The sequence below is a fragment of the Anaplasma marginale str. Florida genome (assembly GCF_000020305.1).
GTDB lineage: Bacteria > Pseudomonadota > Alphaproteobacteria > Rickettsiales > Anaplasmataceae > Anaplasma > Anaplasma marginale.
Genome location: NC_012026.1, coordinates 1,038,937 through 1,053,607 on the forward strand (window position 1 = coordinate 1,038,937; position 14,671 = coordinate 1,053,607).

10 protein-coding genes and 1 pseudogene are annotated in these 14,671 nt (G+C 49.5%); 8 read left to right on the forward strand and 3 right to left on the reverse strand.

What is annotated here, in order from left to right:
• The first annotated feature begins 8 nt into the window (after positions 1–8).
• Positions 9–1,940, forward strand: a complete 1,932-nt coding sequence (locus tag AMF_RS10610; protein ID WP_244825223.1) for a hypothetical protein — start codon at positions 9–11, stop codon at positions 1,938–1,940.
• 69 nt (positions 1,941–2,009) lie between these two features.
• On the opposite strand, the pseudogene msp2 reads toward AMF_RS10610, so the two are convergent.
• A pseudogene (gene msp2, locus AMF_RS09355) lies at positions 2,010–2,450 on the reverse strand (outer membrane protein MSP2); the annotation flags it as partial.
• A gap of 562 nt (positions 2,451–3,012) precedes the next feature.
• Here msp2 and AMF_RS09360 point away from each other — a divergent pair.
• From AMF_RS09360 to AMF_RS09390, 6 genes are all read left to right on the forward strand, one after another.
• Positions 3,013–3,348: a TrbC/VirB2 family protein gene (locus tag AMF_RS09360; RefSeq protein ID WP_044051798.1), complete on the forward strand. Its 336-nt coding sequence runs from the start codon at positions 3,013–3,015 to the stop codon at positions 3,346–3,348.
• Between the two features lie 43 nt (positions 3,349–3,391).
• Positions 3,392–3,616 (forward strand): hypothetical protein, encoded by a 225-nt coding sequence (locus AMF_RS10540; protein WP_010268712.1) that lies wholly within the window; start codon positions 3,392–3,394, stop codon positions 3,614–3,616.
• 106 nt (positions 3,617–3,722) lie between these two features.
• Positions 3,723–4,043, forward strand: a complete 321-nt coding sequence (locus AMF_RS10545) for a hypothetical protein (protein WP_010270835.1) — start codon at positions 3,723–3,725, stop codon at positions 4,041–4,043.
• Positions 4,044–4,799: 756 nt separating this feature from the next.
• Positions 4,800–5,018: a hypothetical protein gene (locus AMF_RS09375; RefSeq protein ID WP_041641625.1), complete on the forward strand. Its 219-nt coding sequence runs from the start codon at positions 4,800–4,802 to the stop codon at positions 5,016–5,018.
• 329 nt (positions 5,019–5,347) lie between these two features.
• Positions 5,348–6,505 carry a P44/Msp2 family outer membrane protein gene (locus AMF_RS09380; RefSeq protein WP_010268719.1) on the forward strand — a complete coding sequence of 386 codons (1,158 nt, stop codon included), beginning with the start codon at positions 5,348–5,350 and terminating at the stop codon, positions 6,503–6,505.
• A 530-nt stretch (positions 6,506–7,035) separates the two neighbouring features.
• On the forward strand, positions 7,036–7,977 hold the full coding sequence (locus AMF_RS09390; RefSeq protein ID WP_240366671.1) for a P44/Msp2 family outer membrane protein: 942 nt from the start codon (positions 7,036–7,038) through the stop codon (positions 7,975–7,977).
• A gap of 367 nt (positions 7,978–8,344) precedes the next feature.
• Here AMF_RS09390 and ygfZ read toward each other — a convergent pair whose 3' ends face one another.
• Positions 8,345–9,160 carry a CAF17-like 4Fe-4S cluster assembly/insertion protein YgfZ gene (gene ygfZ / locus AMF_RS09395; RefSeq protein ID WP_010266184.1) on the reverse strand — a complete coding sequence of 272 codons (816 nt, stop codon included), beginning with the start codon at positions 9,158–9,160 and terminating at the stop codon, positions 8,345–8,347.
• A gap of 50 nt (positions 9,161–9,210) precedes the next feature.
• A complete protein-coding gene (locus tag AMF_RS09400; protein WP_227013272.1) occupies positions 9,211–11,019 on the reverse strand; it encodes a heme lyase CcmF/NrfE family subunit in 1,809 nt (602 codons plus the stop codon).
• 496 nt (positions 11,020–11,515) lie between these two features.
• Between AMF_RS09400 and AMF_RS09405 the strand changes: the two genes are divergently transcribed.
• Complete coding sequence (locus AMF_RS09405) at positions 11,516–13,960, forward strand: valine--tRNA ligase (protein WP_010268726.1); 2,445 nt, start codon at positions 11,516–11,518, stop codon at positions 13,958–13,960.
• Positions 13,961–14,671: the final 711 nt, after the last annotated feature.

A 14,671-nucleotide genomic window follows, 5' to 3' on the forward strand; every position in this document is an offset into this window, starting at 1 on the left:
TAAGGGCAATGTTTAGTAGAGAGATCTCAGATGGAGATACATTACTTGCTGGGGAGATGGTAGGAGTTGATGAAGGACTAGTTATACAAGAACTGAGCAGACCAGAAGAATTAGAAAAGCTACAACATGAACTAGCAAAGCAAGTAAGTAAATTAGCTGAACTTGGAGAACTTAAGTGGCTAGAAGAACTTGAAAAGCTGGAGACTGAGGAGCTGGAGCAAGGACTCGAAGGAGCGCTAAAAGCTTTGGGCGTGGAGAAGGATAAGGCGGCGTTGGTGAAGGAATTCAAAGAGAAGATTGATAATGGTAAGACACCGGAAGAGATAAAGCTGGAGTGGATCAAGGAGATTGAGAAAAAGAAGATGGAGGAGGTGAAGAAGGCAAAAAAGGAAGCGTTTATTCTGGGAATAGAGCAGCGCTTAGGGGAATCGGAGACGTTAAAGGATAAGCTGAAGGGGGGAAAGCTTGAAGAGCTGAAGGGAGGTAGCCTCAAGGAGGCGCTAAATAAGTTGGGCACCTGGATAGGCGGGAAGGAGGAGTGGAAGGAGGGGTTTAAGGGCCAAGTAGATATGCTGAAGAACCTCAAGAGCAAACTAGAGGAACTAGCTGCAATAAGGGGATTGAAGGGGGGAGTAGAGAGACTCAAGGGGGAGTTAGATAAACTCAGTGAGCCAGGAGATTTGGAACAGCTAGAGGCTAAGAAGTTAGAGGAGGTGGAAGCGGCAAAGAAGGAAGTGGCGGACAAGATAGAGAAGGTGAAGGAAAAGGTGGGAGACACTGGGCTGGGAAAGAAGGTGGAGGAACTAGGGGAGAAGTTTAAGAGACTTACTGAGCAAGACTCGGCAGAGCTGGTGCAGAGGGTGAGGGAGGAGCTCAGAGAATCGGAGGCGCTAGAGAAGGTGAAGAATCTGGGACTCGAGGGTATAAGGGTGGTAGTAAAGCTCAAGAGCAAACTAGAGGAACTAGCTGCAATAAGGGAACTGAGAGCATTGGGATTAGAAGAGAGGTTAAGAGAATTAGCTGAGGTTAAGGAAGTTAGAGCATTAGCTGAAAAAAGAAAAGAGTTAGATGTTCAAGGAGGATTACAACTTACAGAGAGGATTAGAGCATTAGGAGGACAGCTAGATCGGTTGGAAGCTAGGAGATTGGCAGAGAGCACAGAAGGTAACTTAGAAGAAGTTTGGATACTGGGAAATTTGGGACAGTTAGATGAGTTAGCAACTGGGAAGAAGCTCAGAGAATCGGAGGCTACTAGGGCAACGCTGAAGCAGTTGAAGGAGATAAAGTTAGTAGACCTAGAGAGGAAGCTAGAAACCATGGGGGAACTGAAGAAGGAGATAGAGAAAATCAAGAACGCACAGGAGTTGGAGAAGCTGGAGCAAGAGAAGATCAAGGAGGTGGAAGCGGCGTTAAAGAAGGTGAAGAGCGGGGAAAGGGTTGGTAGTAGCCTCAAGGAGGAGCTCAAGGGGCAGTTGGAGGCTGGGAAGCTTAAGGAGGCCAAGATAACAAAGCTAAAGGAGCTGGTGAAGGAATTGGAGAAGCCAGGAACAGTGAGCCAGGGAGAACTGAAGGAGGGAAAAGAGAACCTCAAGAGCAAACTAGAGGAACTAGCTGCAATAAGGGAACTGAAGGAATTGGGGTTTAAGGATTGGTTGAGGCTCAGGACACTAGAGGAGCTTACAGAGATAGCTGAGAAGCGTGGAGTTGCAACAGTGATGAAGGCAGCATTAGCTAGTGCGATGGAGATAGCTAAGAACAGGGGTTGGACTGATTATTTAAACAGTCTAGATGTAAGTGAGAGAGCTAATGCTGCAAAGGAATTAATTGCTGCTGAGAAAATTAGAAAATGGGCTAGGGATATTAATAACTTGGATGCTGATGAACGGGCAATGGTCGCTGGGGCCCTAACCCTTTTCCTAACCCCTTCTACAACAGTGTGACTCACCACTCTTCCTCGCAACATCGCTCACACTCCTAACCAAAGCTGCCAAGGTCAGACCTGCCAGCACAGCTCTAGCAACAACAGCCTTGTCCTCCTTACTCAGGCTATTAATGTTATTCGCCATTCCTGTCGTGTTGATGGTGGTATTGTCCATAGTAGATAACTGCGCTGCTGCATCCTCAGTGAACACCGCACTAATCTTGGTGGTGGCAGTGCTATCGGTGGTACCACATTTGTTGCCACTGCTGCCAGTGCTACCAGTACCCTTGCACACATTCTGGCTCACCTTATCACCATTAGTAGCATTCTCTACTGCATTACCCCACTTCTTGGCTTCACCCTTAGTCATCTTACCTAAAGCAGTGGCAAGACGGTCTACCTGACCCCTTGCTGTATCATATGCTAACTCCTTTCCTAATAAGAATACTGAAGCTGTATCCTCATTAGACTTCTTACCTCCCTTAATCACAAACCTCTCATGTCCTATCCCTACTTCAACCCTGGCTCCTACCTCTCTTCCACTTCTGTAGCAGTGCCTGTTCCTATGCTAGGTGTTGTCAGTGCAACACCAAGGAAGCTGGTAGTGCGAGTAGTACACAGAGGTAGGGATCTGGGAAGGTGGTGTGGACCTTTAACTGTACTTTAGGAACAACATTAGGTGGTTATAGATGGTAGATATGCCACAGTGGGATGAACATAGGGACACCCAACTGTTTGCAGTATCAACATGAGCCTGAGAAGTCGTAGGGGTATGCTGTGTAGATGACTAGTTGATATGGGAATGAGTTGTGAGTGGTGCTGGTGCAGAGGGTAGGTATGTCGGTAATGCCAGGAACCCAACTGTGTAGAGTGCTGGTTGATGTGCACCACTATTCCCGCCACATGTGTTACTAGTGCAACCCGAAGGATGCCAGTACCTCTTTTGTTCTACCTAACGGACTCGCATCATCAACCGCACGATGGGCAGGGGCGTTGATAGTACCAAGAGCTTTGAATGAAGGAGGTGGAAATGCTGTGTAGTTGGTTGGGTAACTAGTTGATATGGAAAGCAGTGAGTCTTCACATGGAGTATCCTCCACGGTGTACCTGCTGGTGCTACTAGTCCTGCTACTAGTACTACTGGTACTGAAGCTGATGATACAGCGACTAGGGTCATATGTAACGTTATAGGGTTTGTACAGAAGCTTGGACTACCCATCATGACTGGAGTGATACTAGGTTCTAGCATTATGGCTATCTTTGGTAAGCTTGCATGGCCTGCTATTGTGATGTTGGTTGTATTTACAGCTATATTCTTTGGTGCTGGTAAGCTTATGGCTAAATTTGCTGCTGGGTTGAGTGGTGACGGTATGGATAAGGCCGAGAACTTTGACTGTGCCACAGTGCGTAATAAGAGTACCAAGTAGGTGATGGTGCAGGGAGCTGTGGTGGTGCCAGGAGTTTGGAGATATGGGCTTGGGTTATTGTCGGGTGGTACCAAGAGCTTCGAATGGTGCAGAGAGCTGTGGTGGCATTGTAGTAAGTTGGGCTGAGGTGCCAGGGGTAGAAGGTACCAGAAGTTGGGAGATGCTGGTTACCGTTGAAGTGAACCGGTGCAGAGAGCTGTGTGTGGTTGGGATGACAACATTGGGTGAGCCCAGTAGAGTTGGGCTGAGGTGCCAAGAGGTGCTGTGAGGATGTAGGCACCAGGTTATGTCGGTGGTACCAAGAGCTTTGACTGTGCCGGTTATAAGGAGGCACGAATGAGGTGTTGTGCCCAGTAGAGTTGGGAGTGTGAGTGATGTTTCGAGGGAGAACGGTGATGATGCCAAAACTTAGATTCTTACTAATTGCTGGGGTATCAGCATTGGGTACAGCAAGGTGTAGTGGTGGTACCAAGAGCTTTGGCTGCGTAGGTAGTGTGGTAATGCCAGGATTGAGCATTACAGAAGTAGACCCTATAGCCCTGACCTCTATCACCTCAGCAACTATGGCCTTGTCCTCCTTACTCAGATTGGCACGGGCGCTCTCACACCTTCCTCTCTTTTGTTCCCCCATAGACTCAATCATCAACCGTACATGGGTAGATGCGCTGGTAGTGCCGGGAACCGCAAGTGGGTAGATGGTGGAGGGGCACCATTGGGGTGGGTGTCCTAGAATCCGAACCTGATTCCTAGTTCTACCCCTATATTGCGTAGCCCGAAGGATGCTGAGACCTTCTCCTTTGTTTTTCCTAATGGGCTGGCGTCATCGACTGCACGGTGGGCAGGGGTGTTGTCGTAGTTTGTGCCTAGTGTTTTGCTGGCAGTGCCCAGTATAGTTGGAAGTGTGGTCATAGGCTTGTGTGGTTGGGAAGACAACATTGGGTGGTTATAGATGGTAGCAATACCACAGTGGGATGAACCTGAGAAGTTATAGAGTAGGGGGGGTATGCTGTGGTAGAGGTTGGGTTGATATGGGAAAGTAGTGAGTGGTGTTGGTAAGAAGTAGGGGGTAAGTAGAGAGGCACTGATGGTGGTGCACCATTGGGTAGTAGAGTTGGGCTGAGGTGCCAAGGGTAGTGGAGGACAAGAGCTGTGGTGCCCAGTGGGGCGAGATGCCAGGGGCAGGAGGTACCAGAGGCGTAGGGAGATGCTGGTTACCGTTGAAGTGAACCGGTGCGGAGAGCTGTGGTGGTAAGTTGGGCTGGGATGCCGGGTTATGTAGGTGGTACCAAGAACTTCAAGTGTGTTTGTGGTGCAGAGGTGGTGGCATTGGTAGTGAGTTGGGCTGAGTGCCAAGGGTAGGAGGTACGAATGAGGCACCGGGAGTTTGGAGACGGGGGCTTGGGTGGTACCGGTGCAGAGCTGTGATGGCAAGGTGGGCTGAGATGCCAACGATGGTGTCGGTGGTGAGTGGTATACTACTAATCGTCGGGGAGCGTGCTAGAAAGGGCGGCAGCCGGGAGGATTGCACTGCCGGATTCGTTGCGGCAAGTCAACAAGGCAGGCATAGGCGTGAGGTTGGTGGCATTTGGGTGAAGGGTAGTGCATATAAAGCACAAATCAAAAAATCTGATCCTGTGTCTTGTGCGCTGGTAATATATCCACAGGTGTAGTTGTGAGCGCGTGCACGTGTTACCTGCACCAATATAATAAGGTGCAAATATTTGCAGGGCTATAGCCGCGATTTTTCTGCCTACTAGTACGTAATTGCCCAATGTGCTGTGCAGTAGGTTTAAATGCGCGTGATTTGCGCAATATTAAGATTTTTGTTTATATGCGAGATTTTTGCAACATAATCGCGTGCGCGCCTAAGGCCATAATTAATACACTCTGCCAACTAAAATAAAAGGAATCTTCAGTTTGTGTGCGCTAGACATGTTGCATGAGGAACACACTGGTCTCTCATTATCAGCATATCATTGAATACAGGAGGAAGTCGCTTATGGGCGTCGTTTTTGTGAATTATGCGCGGTCTTTTCTGGCCGGTACTATGGCTCTATCCGCCGTGTGCCTGAATTTCGCTTTGCCGTCTGTGGCACAGGCAGATGCCTCGGATTGGGAGCAGCAAGATGGGTTCTACGCCGGATTTACACTTAACCCCTCATATAGTAGAGTACAAAACTTCAAATTGAAAGACGCCGGGAATGACCCGGCGGGTATACTTGCCTACCACAGCGGAATTGGCACTGTGCCTGAGAGATTTGACTGGAACACATTGGATGCTAATGTAGAGTTCGGGAATAGTAGTTTTCCGGCGCTGGAAGGTATTATAGGGTTTAGTATGCAAGGCTTCAGGGTAGAGCTGGGCATAGGAAGAGAAGCATTCCCAGTAAAAACTGACGAGGCGGGTAGCAGTAGAACGTTTTTGCTTATCCGAAATCTTGCGCGTGCAGTGGCGCAGCACGATTCTGATACTATAGAAAGTGAACTTTTCCAACACACAGGAGGTGACACACAAAAAATCAAGTCTATGGTATCAGGCATTGAAGAAATGGAGGAGGCGCTGAGGGAAAGCGTTGAGCAGCGCTTTGTGGACATAATGCAGAGCATACAAAAAGACCCTAAGGCCGAATTCCCAAGAAGTGCAGTGAAGCACCTTGTTGCGGGCTATGGTGCAGAGAAATATAAATACAGCCCGAAACTAGTTGCTCAGAAAATAGCAGGGCTTAGTACACAGGGCGCAGCAAGCGTTGCGAGTAGCTTCATTAGGCACTTGGAAGGTGCGACTGTTGCCAGAATCAGTGGCATTACTTCAACATCTGTTACTCTAAATGTTTGTCGCGATGTTCCTACGTACATTCCAAACGCGAGATTGATACCTTACGCCTGCGCCGGTGTTGGTTGGGGATTCATAGGCATGTCCGGTGAAACTGCAACGCATCTCGTGTACAGAGTAAAGGGCGGCGCGCGTTATGCACTAACACCCCGTGTCCACCTAATAGCAGGCGCATTTCTGCAGGGTGTATTTGGCAGCGTGAAACACCAGGATATAGATACGGACGTCGTAGCTGGTAACATCTCCAAAGCGGCTAGCCACATTTCGTCTACATTCCGACTCAAAAACCTAGGTTTTAACATTGGAGCAAGTTTCTCAATTTAGCACCGCCAACCACAAAAATTCGGGGGCAGCAGCGCTGTTGCTCCCGGTGTGTTATACAGTTGCGCGCATAGTTGCAGGCAACAGGCGAAGCTTTTTTGGGCACGCGTATTTGCATAGTTTGGGCAGAGACATTCAAAACCTGAACCTAAGGTGGCTAAATCCTACCCCCATATTTTTTACTACAACCAGCGCATTGCATGAAGCATGTATATAATGTATCCGAAAAATGTGTGGTTTACCGTGCAATTGCTTGAAAAAACATAAATTCATCTTGCAATGTTCGCGGTGAAGCTGGTAGAATCCCGGGCACTGGGCTCGGCCCGGTTGTATATATGCTGGTGGTGGAGAGTTTGCCTATGCGCGCGGTTATTTTGCTGGGGAGAGGGAAAGTTGCTTTGTTTGCAGGCGCATGCTCAGTTGCAGTGTGTTTGTTTGCGTGTGTCGCGTCTGGCGCGGTACATATCGGGCATAAAGGTGCAGGTACGCGTCGTGTATATGTAGCCGGCACAGCAGGTTGGGCACGCAGTGCCGTGCGGGATTTGAGATTAGGAACTATCGACGGCAAAACTGCAGGGGTGTTGCCCTTGAGCCACACTCACGGCGCTGAGCACGCTGAACTGGTGGAGGATATAACAAGTTTCGACTGGAAGTCGCCAAATCCAGACATAAGTTTTGGATGTGGAGATTTCCCTGCGCTCGGGTGGTCAGCGGGATATGCCACAGGTAGAGTGAGATTTGAGTTCGGAATGGAAGGAAGGAGATTCCCTGTAAAAATCGATGGAGAGTCTGCAGGTGGGGCTGGTTTTTTCTTGTTACTCAAGAACCTCACCTACGCTCTCGCCTATAATGGCAGCACTAGCAGCCTTGCGGAAGCCCTGGAAAGCTGCACAGGATGCCAGGGCGGGCTAGTTATATACCCATCAGATGACAGTTTGGACACCGCAATATACAAGGTTTCCGTTGAGGGACACGATGATACCGAGTATAGTGCTGAGCGTGCAGCGGAACGGCTTGCACTGTTCAGCAGAGAAGATAGATTGGCTGCGGCTAAGCTGCTCAGTAAAGCGGCAGATGGCATCGGGGAAGTCTCTGCAGTGGTGGAGGTAAACGATATAGAAACCACAGCGGCCATGTTCAGTGCATGTTACGATGCCCCAGCGCGCGCATTCTCAGGGCGTCTTACCCCGTATGTTTGCGGAAGCGTCGGTGGAAATTTAGTCGATGTATCCGGTAACATCCTCTGGAAACTTGCATATAGAGCACGTCTAGGAGTGAACTACATGCTTACGCAAAGAGTCTCGGTGAATTTGGAAGCCTTTGTCCACAAGGTACCCGGTGAGGTGCGTTATAGAAAATTTGTCGTTGAGCATGTGCTGGGAGATACATATGCCGACCAGGGCAGCAATTTTGCTGACGTTGCACTCAAGCTTTCCTACTCTGGTTGCAATCTGGGGCTGAAGCTCGAGTTTTAGCTACGCACGTTTCCGTACCTGAAGTTGCGTACAGCCGCGCCCAGTGGCAACATGGGTGTTGCGCCTACCCAGCGGTGACGAGGCGCTGGAGACTGCACCAAACCGCCGGAAGGCAGGGCCACACCCGGCGGCGAGTAGCTTGCGTTGGTGTAGAGTATAGGAATTACGGCAGGAACTAGGCAAGATGTAGGGGCGTGCAAACCGCTCCCCTGCCCTATAACCGTGCCCCTAGGTAGTGTGAACAGTAATCTTTTCCAGATCCTTGCCTTAATCGTTGTATGTAAAGCACCATCCCACGTTGCAACCTTTGGCGCAGAAACATATAGAAGAACGCCAAGGCCGCAGTATATCCCACCGCCCCGTTCTACTACTCATAAATTTTCAGGTGAGTGCCGCCACTTTCCAGATTGCAACCATCGGCAATTTTTTCAACCTCCAAAAGACACAAGCCCCAACCCTCAAGCGTGGATAGCATGTGCCCTGCAGGCTGTCCCTGCGCAAATATTTCCTGCCCACATACCAATGTTTTCGTGTCTGAAAATACCGTGTATAGCTTCTTTTTCGCGCCTATACGCCACATCCGCGCTACAATTTCTTGCCCGATGTAACACCCCTTGTTCAAACTTATGGCGTTAAGTCTGTCCATCGCAAAGTGCAGCGGGAATGATTCATTTCTCACCATGTCTAGGACGCAGTTTGGAATCGTGCACTTAATTCTCAGCAGCTCGTACTCGTTTAAGTTCGGCAGCTCATCACAGGTTATCGACGCGGTGGTAGGCACAATCGCGCGCATCCACATCTTTGGGTCCCGTGGATCTTGAAACAGTATGGCATCCTCAAAATTTGCGGCATTTCCGCTATCAACCGTATTAGGATGCACCGCAACGGCGTATTCGTCATCGCAACGCTTCACCCTAACTTTTAGCTGCAATCTATATGAACGCAGCAATTCGGTGAGAGCATCCGCGTCCGCACTTGCGCAGTCTAGCAAGAAATTTTGTTCATGAGGGATTAGAAAGAAATCAAATACGTACCTTCCGCGGGGATTTAATATCAAATTGTATATAGGCTCCTGAGCCCCGATTCCAAGTACATCATTAGTAGTGATGCCGTGTAGAAACTTTCCAGCGTCAGGGCCATAAACCCTTAAAACACTGCGGTCGTGAAGCCGAAAAAGTTTCACTACTATCCCTCAATGGTGCGCCAGTAATCATCATACTAAACTTCATCCAATCAGGCAGTACTATTTGCACCTATAGCAGGATTGTTTTGCCTGCGGCGCAGCCATACTTTAACTACCGACAGCACTCCCCCGGCCGCCATCAGGGCAAACCCTGCCCATACCAGATTGATTAGTGGTTTGTAGTGCATCTGCACCGCTATCCCGCGATTTTTATCCACTTCACCTACTACTATGTATATGTCCGCAAGTAATCCGTGACAGATGCTACTTTCAGAATTTCTAATACCTTCGACATAGTAGAACCTACTTTCGGGGAACAATAGACACACTACTTTGCCTGATCTAGCCACGGAAAACTTCGCCCTTATGGCCTCGTTATGCGGCCGCTTTACCAGTGACACACCAGATAATGTCACGCTAAACCCGTGAATTTCTGCGGATTCGCGCTCTTTCATGTATTGTGTTACATCTTCCTGAAATGCAGTAGAGCAGATGATGCCAAACATGCAAACCGCAACACCGGCGTGTGTCATCATCATTGCATATCGCCCAAGGCTCACACGCCTGACCGCAGCACTCAGCCGCATTTGTGAGCTACGCACTCGATAAATGTAATCTTCCAGTATCGAAAAAAACAACAGCGCAGCCAGCAAAATTAACACTCCGGTGAGCCCAAGGGGCGCTGCAAAAGGTACAAGAAGTGTTGCGATTACGGAAGAAATTTTGAAGGTCATTTTAAATTTCTCCGAGCCGTCCCAACTTAGGCCAGAGAGCAATATCATAACCGAAAACAACGCTACGGATAGCACGCTGAACACGTTATTGTAATATGGCGCGCCTACAGATATGGTATCCCCCTCAAGCAGCTCTAGAATTATGGGATACACAGTCCCTGCCAAAACCACCAAAAACGCGGTCAACATTATTACGCTATTGGCCAAAATCGCGGTGAGTTTTGATATGCAGCCGAAGTGGCAGCAGGTCTCCGGCAAATTTCTGTACTTAATAACAAATGTTAGCAGCCCACCTACCGTTACTATCGTAACCAAAGCCAGTAGAAAAATGCCGCATCCTTGATCATTCGCGAAAGCATGGACAGAAACTAAAAACCCAGAGCGCACTAAAAATGTGCCGCACAAGCTGGAAATAAACGCCAGCAAAGCGAGCAAAAACGTAAAATTGCAATATATGCCGAACTTTTTCACCACCGGCATCATGTGAATGAGCGCCACCCCCAAAAACCACGGCATCAAGGAAACATTTTCAACCGGATCCCAAGACCAAAATCCTCCCCAACCTAATTCCCTATATGCCCACCATCCGCCAAGTGCTACACCCAGCGTGAGTAAAGTCCACGCGCCTAACACCCAACCACGTATAACCGCGACCCATTCTTTGGGGTCTATGCGCAAAACAAGTGCAGCAATCGTTATGGAAAATACTGCGCCAAAACCCGTATAACCCCCAAACAATACTGGGGGGTGAAGTGCAAGCCCGACATCCTGCAACATTGGGTTAAAACCCAGCCCGTCTGCGTCCAGGGTTATAACTTTCAGGAATGGATTTGCAAATATGACGCCAAACAGCGCAAAGCCAAAGCTGAGCAAGTTTTGTACGACGAGCGCAGCTCCTTTCAGATCGTCTCGCTTGACCAGAAGCGCAATAAGCGTTCCATATGCACTCAGCATCCATACAAACAGCAGGTTTGAGCCCTCATAGTTTCCCCATATCCCGCACACCTTGTACAGGAGTGGTTGAGTAGTATGCGAATTCTGATATACGTGTGCGTAGTTGAAGTGGTCCGTAACCCGCAGGTAGGTGAGCAGGGCTGCAGCTGCGCTGTATAACGAGAATGCCACGTGCGTCAGTGTTGCCCCCCACGCGGTTGATAAGCGCGCAACCACGGAACATAGCAGAGACAGCGCGCACGCGCACATTAAAAACGCGCCCAAGCCGCCCATCGAATATTGCATATAACCTCGCTGGCTTGTGTTTGAAACATCAGCCCCTGCTAGCGGCAGGTATGGACTAGCACTACTTTATAGCGAATGCGCCACTTACTCAACCGCTGGCACGCTCCACCGGATTCTAAACTAGCACGCGCTGTGGTTATCAACGGGCATGAGCGGCATCACCTAACAATTTTCACCCGCGGTACAGCGCGCGGGACGCGGCTTAGGATACCGGCATGGCCATGATATGCCAGTGCAGCCCACCACGTTTCGGTTGCACCCCAATTTATTCCCAAATGTGTGATACCGGCGGTGACTGCAGTATACGAAATTAGGGTTGTTTATAACATGACAATTTTTTATACTCCAGGTTTATCGCTTGAACGTACGCGTTCGACATTTTATGCAGTCTTTAGATAGTAGATATCAGCACAAAACCGTAGAAGAAGAGTGTAACGCCGCTTGGGATGAGCACAAAATTTACAAGTGGAAGGGAAACGTTGCACAGAGTTTTGTAATCGACACACCGCCGCCGACTGTGTCTGGAGTTCTGCACATGGGGCACGTTTTTAGTTACTGCCACACGGACTTCATAGCACGTTACCAAAGAATGGCCGGAAAGGACGTTTTCTACCCCATCGGCTTTGATGACAACGGGCTTCCAACCGAACGGCTGGTTGAAAAAATCAAAAAGTTGAGGGCAGTGCAGTTAGAGAGGGCGGAGTTCACCAAAATGTGCAGGGAGGTCTCGCACGAGTTCAGAACTAAGTTCAGAAATCTATTCAGGCGGCTGGGAATAAGCTACGATTGGGCGTTGGAATATCACACGGTCAGCGAAGAAGTACAGCGGCTCTCGCAGGCCTCTTTTCTCGATTTATACGCAAAAGACAAGCTATACAGAAAACAGCAGCCCATATTATGGGACACCGTAGATTGCACCGCTATAGCGCATGCGGAGGTTGAGGAGCTAGATCTGCACTCCCACTTAAACACCATTAGCTTTCACACAGTAGGTGGAGAGAAAATCGATATAGCCACCACCCGGCCGGAGCTTATACCTGCATGCGTGGCTTTGTTTTTCAATCCGGAAGATGATAGGTACACTCACCTACACGGCCAGTTTGCAGTGGTGCCCGTCGGGGGGCATAAAGTCAAAATTTTACCTGACGACAAAGTGCGAATTGACAAAGGCACAGGATTGGTAATGTGTTGCACATTTGGCGATGAAACAGACGTCTACTGGTGGCGCACACATAATTTAGACACCAAAACCATTGTGAGCAGGACCGGGCATATAGTAGACTTGGCGGAAGATACTCCAGATGCAAAAATCCCTGCAGCACAGTTTGACGGAATGCATGTGCAGAAGGCCAGAAAGGCGGTTTGTGACGCGCTGGAGGGCGCCGGATTGCTGGTTTCACAGGAGCCGATAGTGCACACTGTAAAGTGCGCGGAAAGGTCAGGCGCACCAATAGAGATATTGCTTAGCCACCAGTGGTTCGTGAGGGTAATGGAGCACAAGCACGAGCTTCTTGAGCAAGTACAAAAAGTGCAGTGGCACCCGGACAGCATGCGTAAACGCATGGAAATATGGATCGAAAACCTCAACTGGGATTGGTGCATATCTAGGCAGCGGTATTTCGGTGTACCGTTCCCGGTATGGTACTCCAAGCGTGAGGGCGAGGTGGGCAAGGTGCTTTTGCCCGATGTGCGCGATCTCCCCGTAGATCCATTGCGCGACCTGCCCAGCGGCTATGGCAGAGATGAAGTCGAACCGGATGTGGACGTTATGGACACGTGGGCCACCAGCTCCATATCGCCACAGTTTCTTACAAAATCTGTAGGGCAAGTGTTACGCAATGAGAATCTCGAGCCTTTATTTCCCACAGATCTCCGGGCACAAAGTCACGAAATTATACGTTCGTGGGCGTTCTACACAATGTTGAAGTCTTACTACCACAACGGAGAGATTCCGTGGCAAAACATAATGATCAGCGGATGGTGCCTTGCTGAGGATAAGACGAAAATGAGCAAATCCAAAGGCAATGCAATGGATCCCGAAAGTACACTAGATCTTTATGGGGCAGATTCCGTAAGATACTGGGCTGCGAAATCCCGCCTGGGGGCCGATACTGTATTTTCCGAAGAAGTGCTGAAAACTGGCAGAAGGCTCACAACCAAGCTGTGGAATGCGAGTAAGTTTGTAGCCACTTTTCTGCGCGATAACCCTCCCGCCGGCACGACAGCAGCACCTACAGATCTGTGGATACTATCCAAATTGCACAAAGCGGTTGCCCATAATACAGAAAACCTAAAACTTTTCGAGTACTGCGCAGCACTGAATCGCACAGAGGAATTTTTCTGGAAGGATTTTTGCGACAACTATCTGGAGCTGGTAAAGCATAGGGCGTACAATCACGGGTCGGCACACGGGCATGCCTCCGCTGTCAGCACTTTACATCATACCCTAAAAACCCTACTACTGCTGTTTGCACCGTTTCTACCGTATGTCACTGAGGCAGTATATGGTACACTTTTCTCCGGATGTATACACGCCCAAGAGTGGCCGAACGCTGACGAAATTCCCTACAATGCCTCACTTGAGCAGCACGGTGATGCATTAATAAAAATAGTGGAGGAAGTGCGCAAAGCGAAAACCCACGCGCAGGTTTCCGTCAAATACCCAGTCGAGCTCATAACCATAGGCGGACTTGCAACTGACTTTCCGGAATCTATGCTCGAGGATTTGAAACATATGTGCTGCGCAGAGCAGATCAAACTCACCGCACCAGACAGTGCAGAGCTTGCAGTCGCCGTAACATTGGCACCCACCGTGAGCAGCAACTAAGCGCATATGCACACGCCATGGGTCTAACCGAGTCCATAAGCCCGAAGTGTGCAATCTATGTGCGCCCCTTTTGCGGACTATAGCCGGCTGGTGTGCCTCGCATTAAAGTTGCTATAGTATTGGTAACAACTAGGCGCGTATCCCAGCACTATAGCCGGATGGTGTGTCTCGCATTGAAGTTGCCGTAATTGGTTACTGCAGACAACAACTAGGTGGCTAGTGTGCCACGACGCTGCTATAAAATCCCACCGTGAGCAGCCAAAAACTACACCCCACAACAAATAGGCCCTCTCGACCGGCCCGAAGTGTGCCCTGCACCTCGAAGTTGCTATAACATTGGGCCCGAAGTGTGCCCCACACTGATGTGCAATCTATGCGCGCTCCTTTCGGACTATGGCCCTGCACTTCTGCCGTAACATTGGCACCCACAGGCAGCAGTTAACCGCGTATCCCACACACCATGGGTCTAACCGAGTCCATAAGCTGAAGTGTGCCCTGCACTTCGAAGCTGCTATAACATTGGGCCCGAAGTTGCAATCTATGTGCGTTCCTTTTCGGACTATGGCCCTGCCAGTGTGCCACAACGCTGCTATAAAATCCCACCGTGAGCAGCCAAAAACTACACCCCACAACAAATAGGCCCTCTCGACCGGCCCGAAGTGTGCCCTGCACCTCGAAGTTGCTATAACATTGGGCCCGAAGTGTGCCCCA

Excerpts from the sequence above, each read along its gene's own strand:
- AMF_RS10610 (WP_244825223.1), top strand. The coding sequence starts at position 9 with ATGTTTAGTAGAGAGATCTCAGATGGAGATACATTACTTGCTGGGGAG.
- AMF_RS10540 (WP_010268712.1), top strand. The coding sequence starts at position 3,392 with ATGGGCTTGGGTTATTGTCGGGTGGTACCAAGAGCTTCGAATGGTGCA.
- AMF_RS10545 (WP_010270835.1), top strand. The coding sequence starts at position 3,723 with ATGTTTCGAGGGAGAACGGTGATGATGCCAAAACTTAGATTCTTACTA.
- AMF_RS09375 (WP_041641625.1), top strand. The coding sequence starts at position 4,800 with ATGGTGTCGGTGGTGAGTGGTATACTACTAATCGTCGGGGAGCGTGCT.
- AMF_RS09380 (WP_010268719.1), top strand. The coding sequence starts at position 5,348 with ATGGGCGTCGTTTTTGTGAATTATGCGCGGTCTTTTCTGGCCGGTACT.
- AMF_RS09405 (WP_010268726.1), top strand. The coding sequence starts at position 11,516 with ATGCAGTCTTTAGATAGTAGATATCAGCACAAAACCGTAGAAGAAGAG.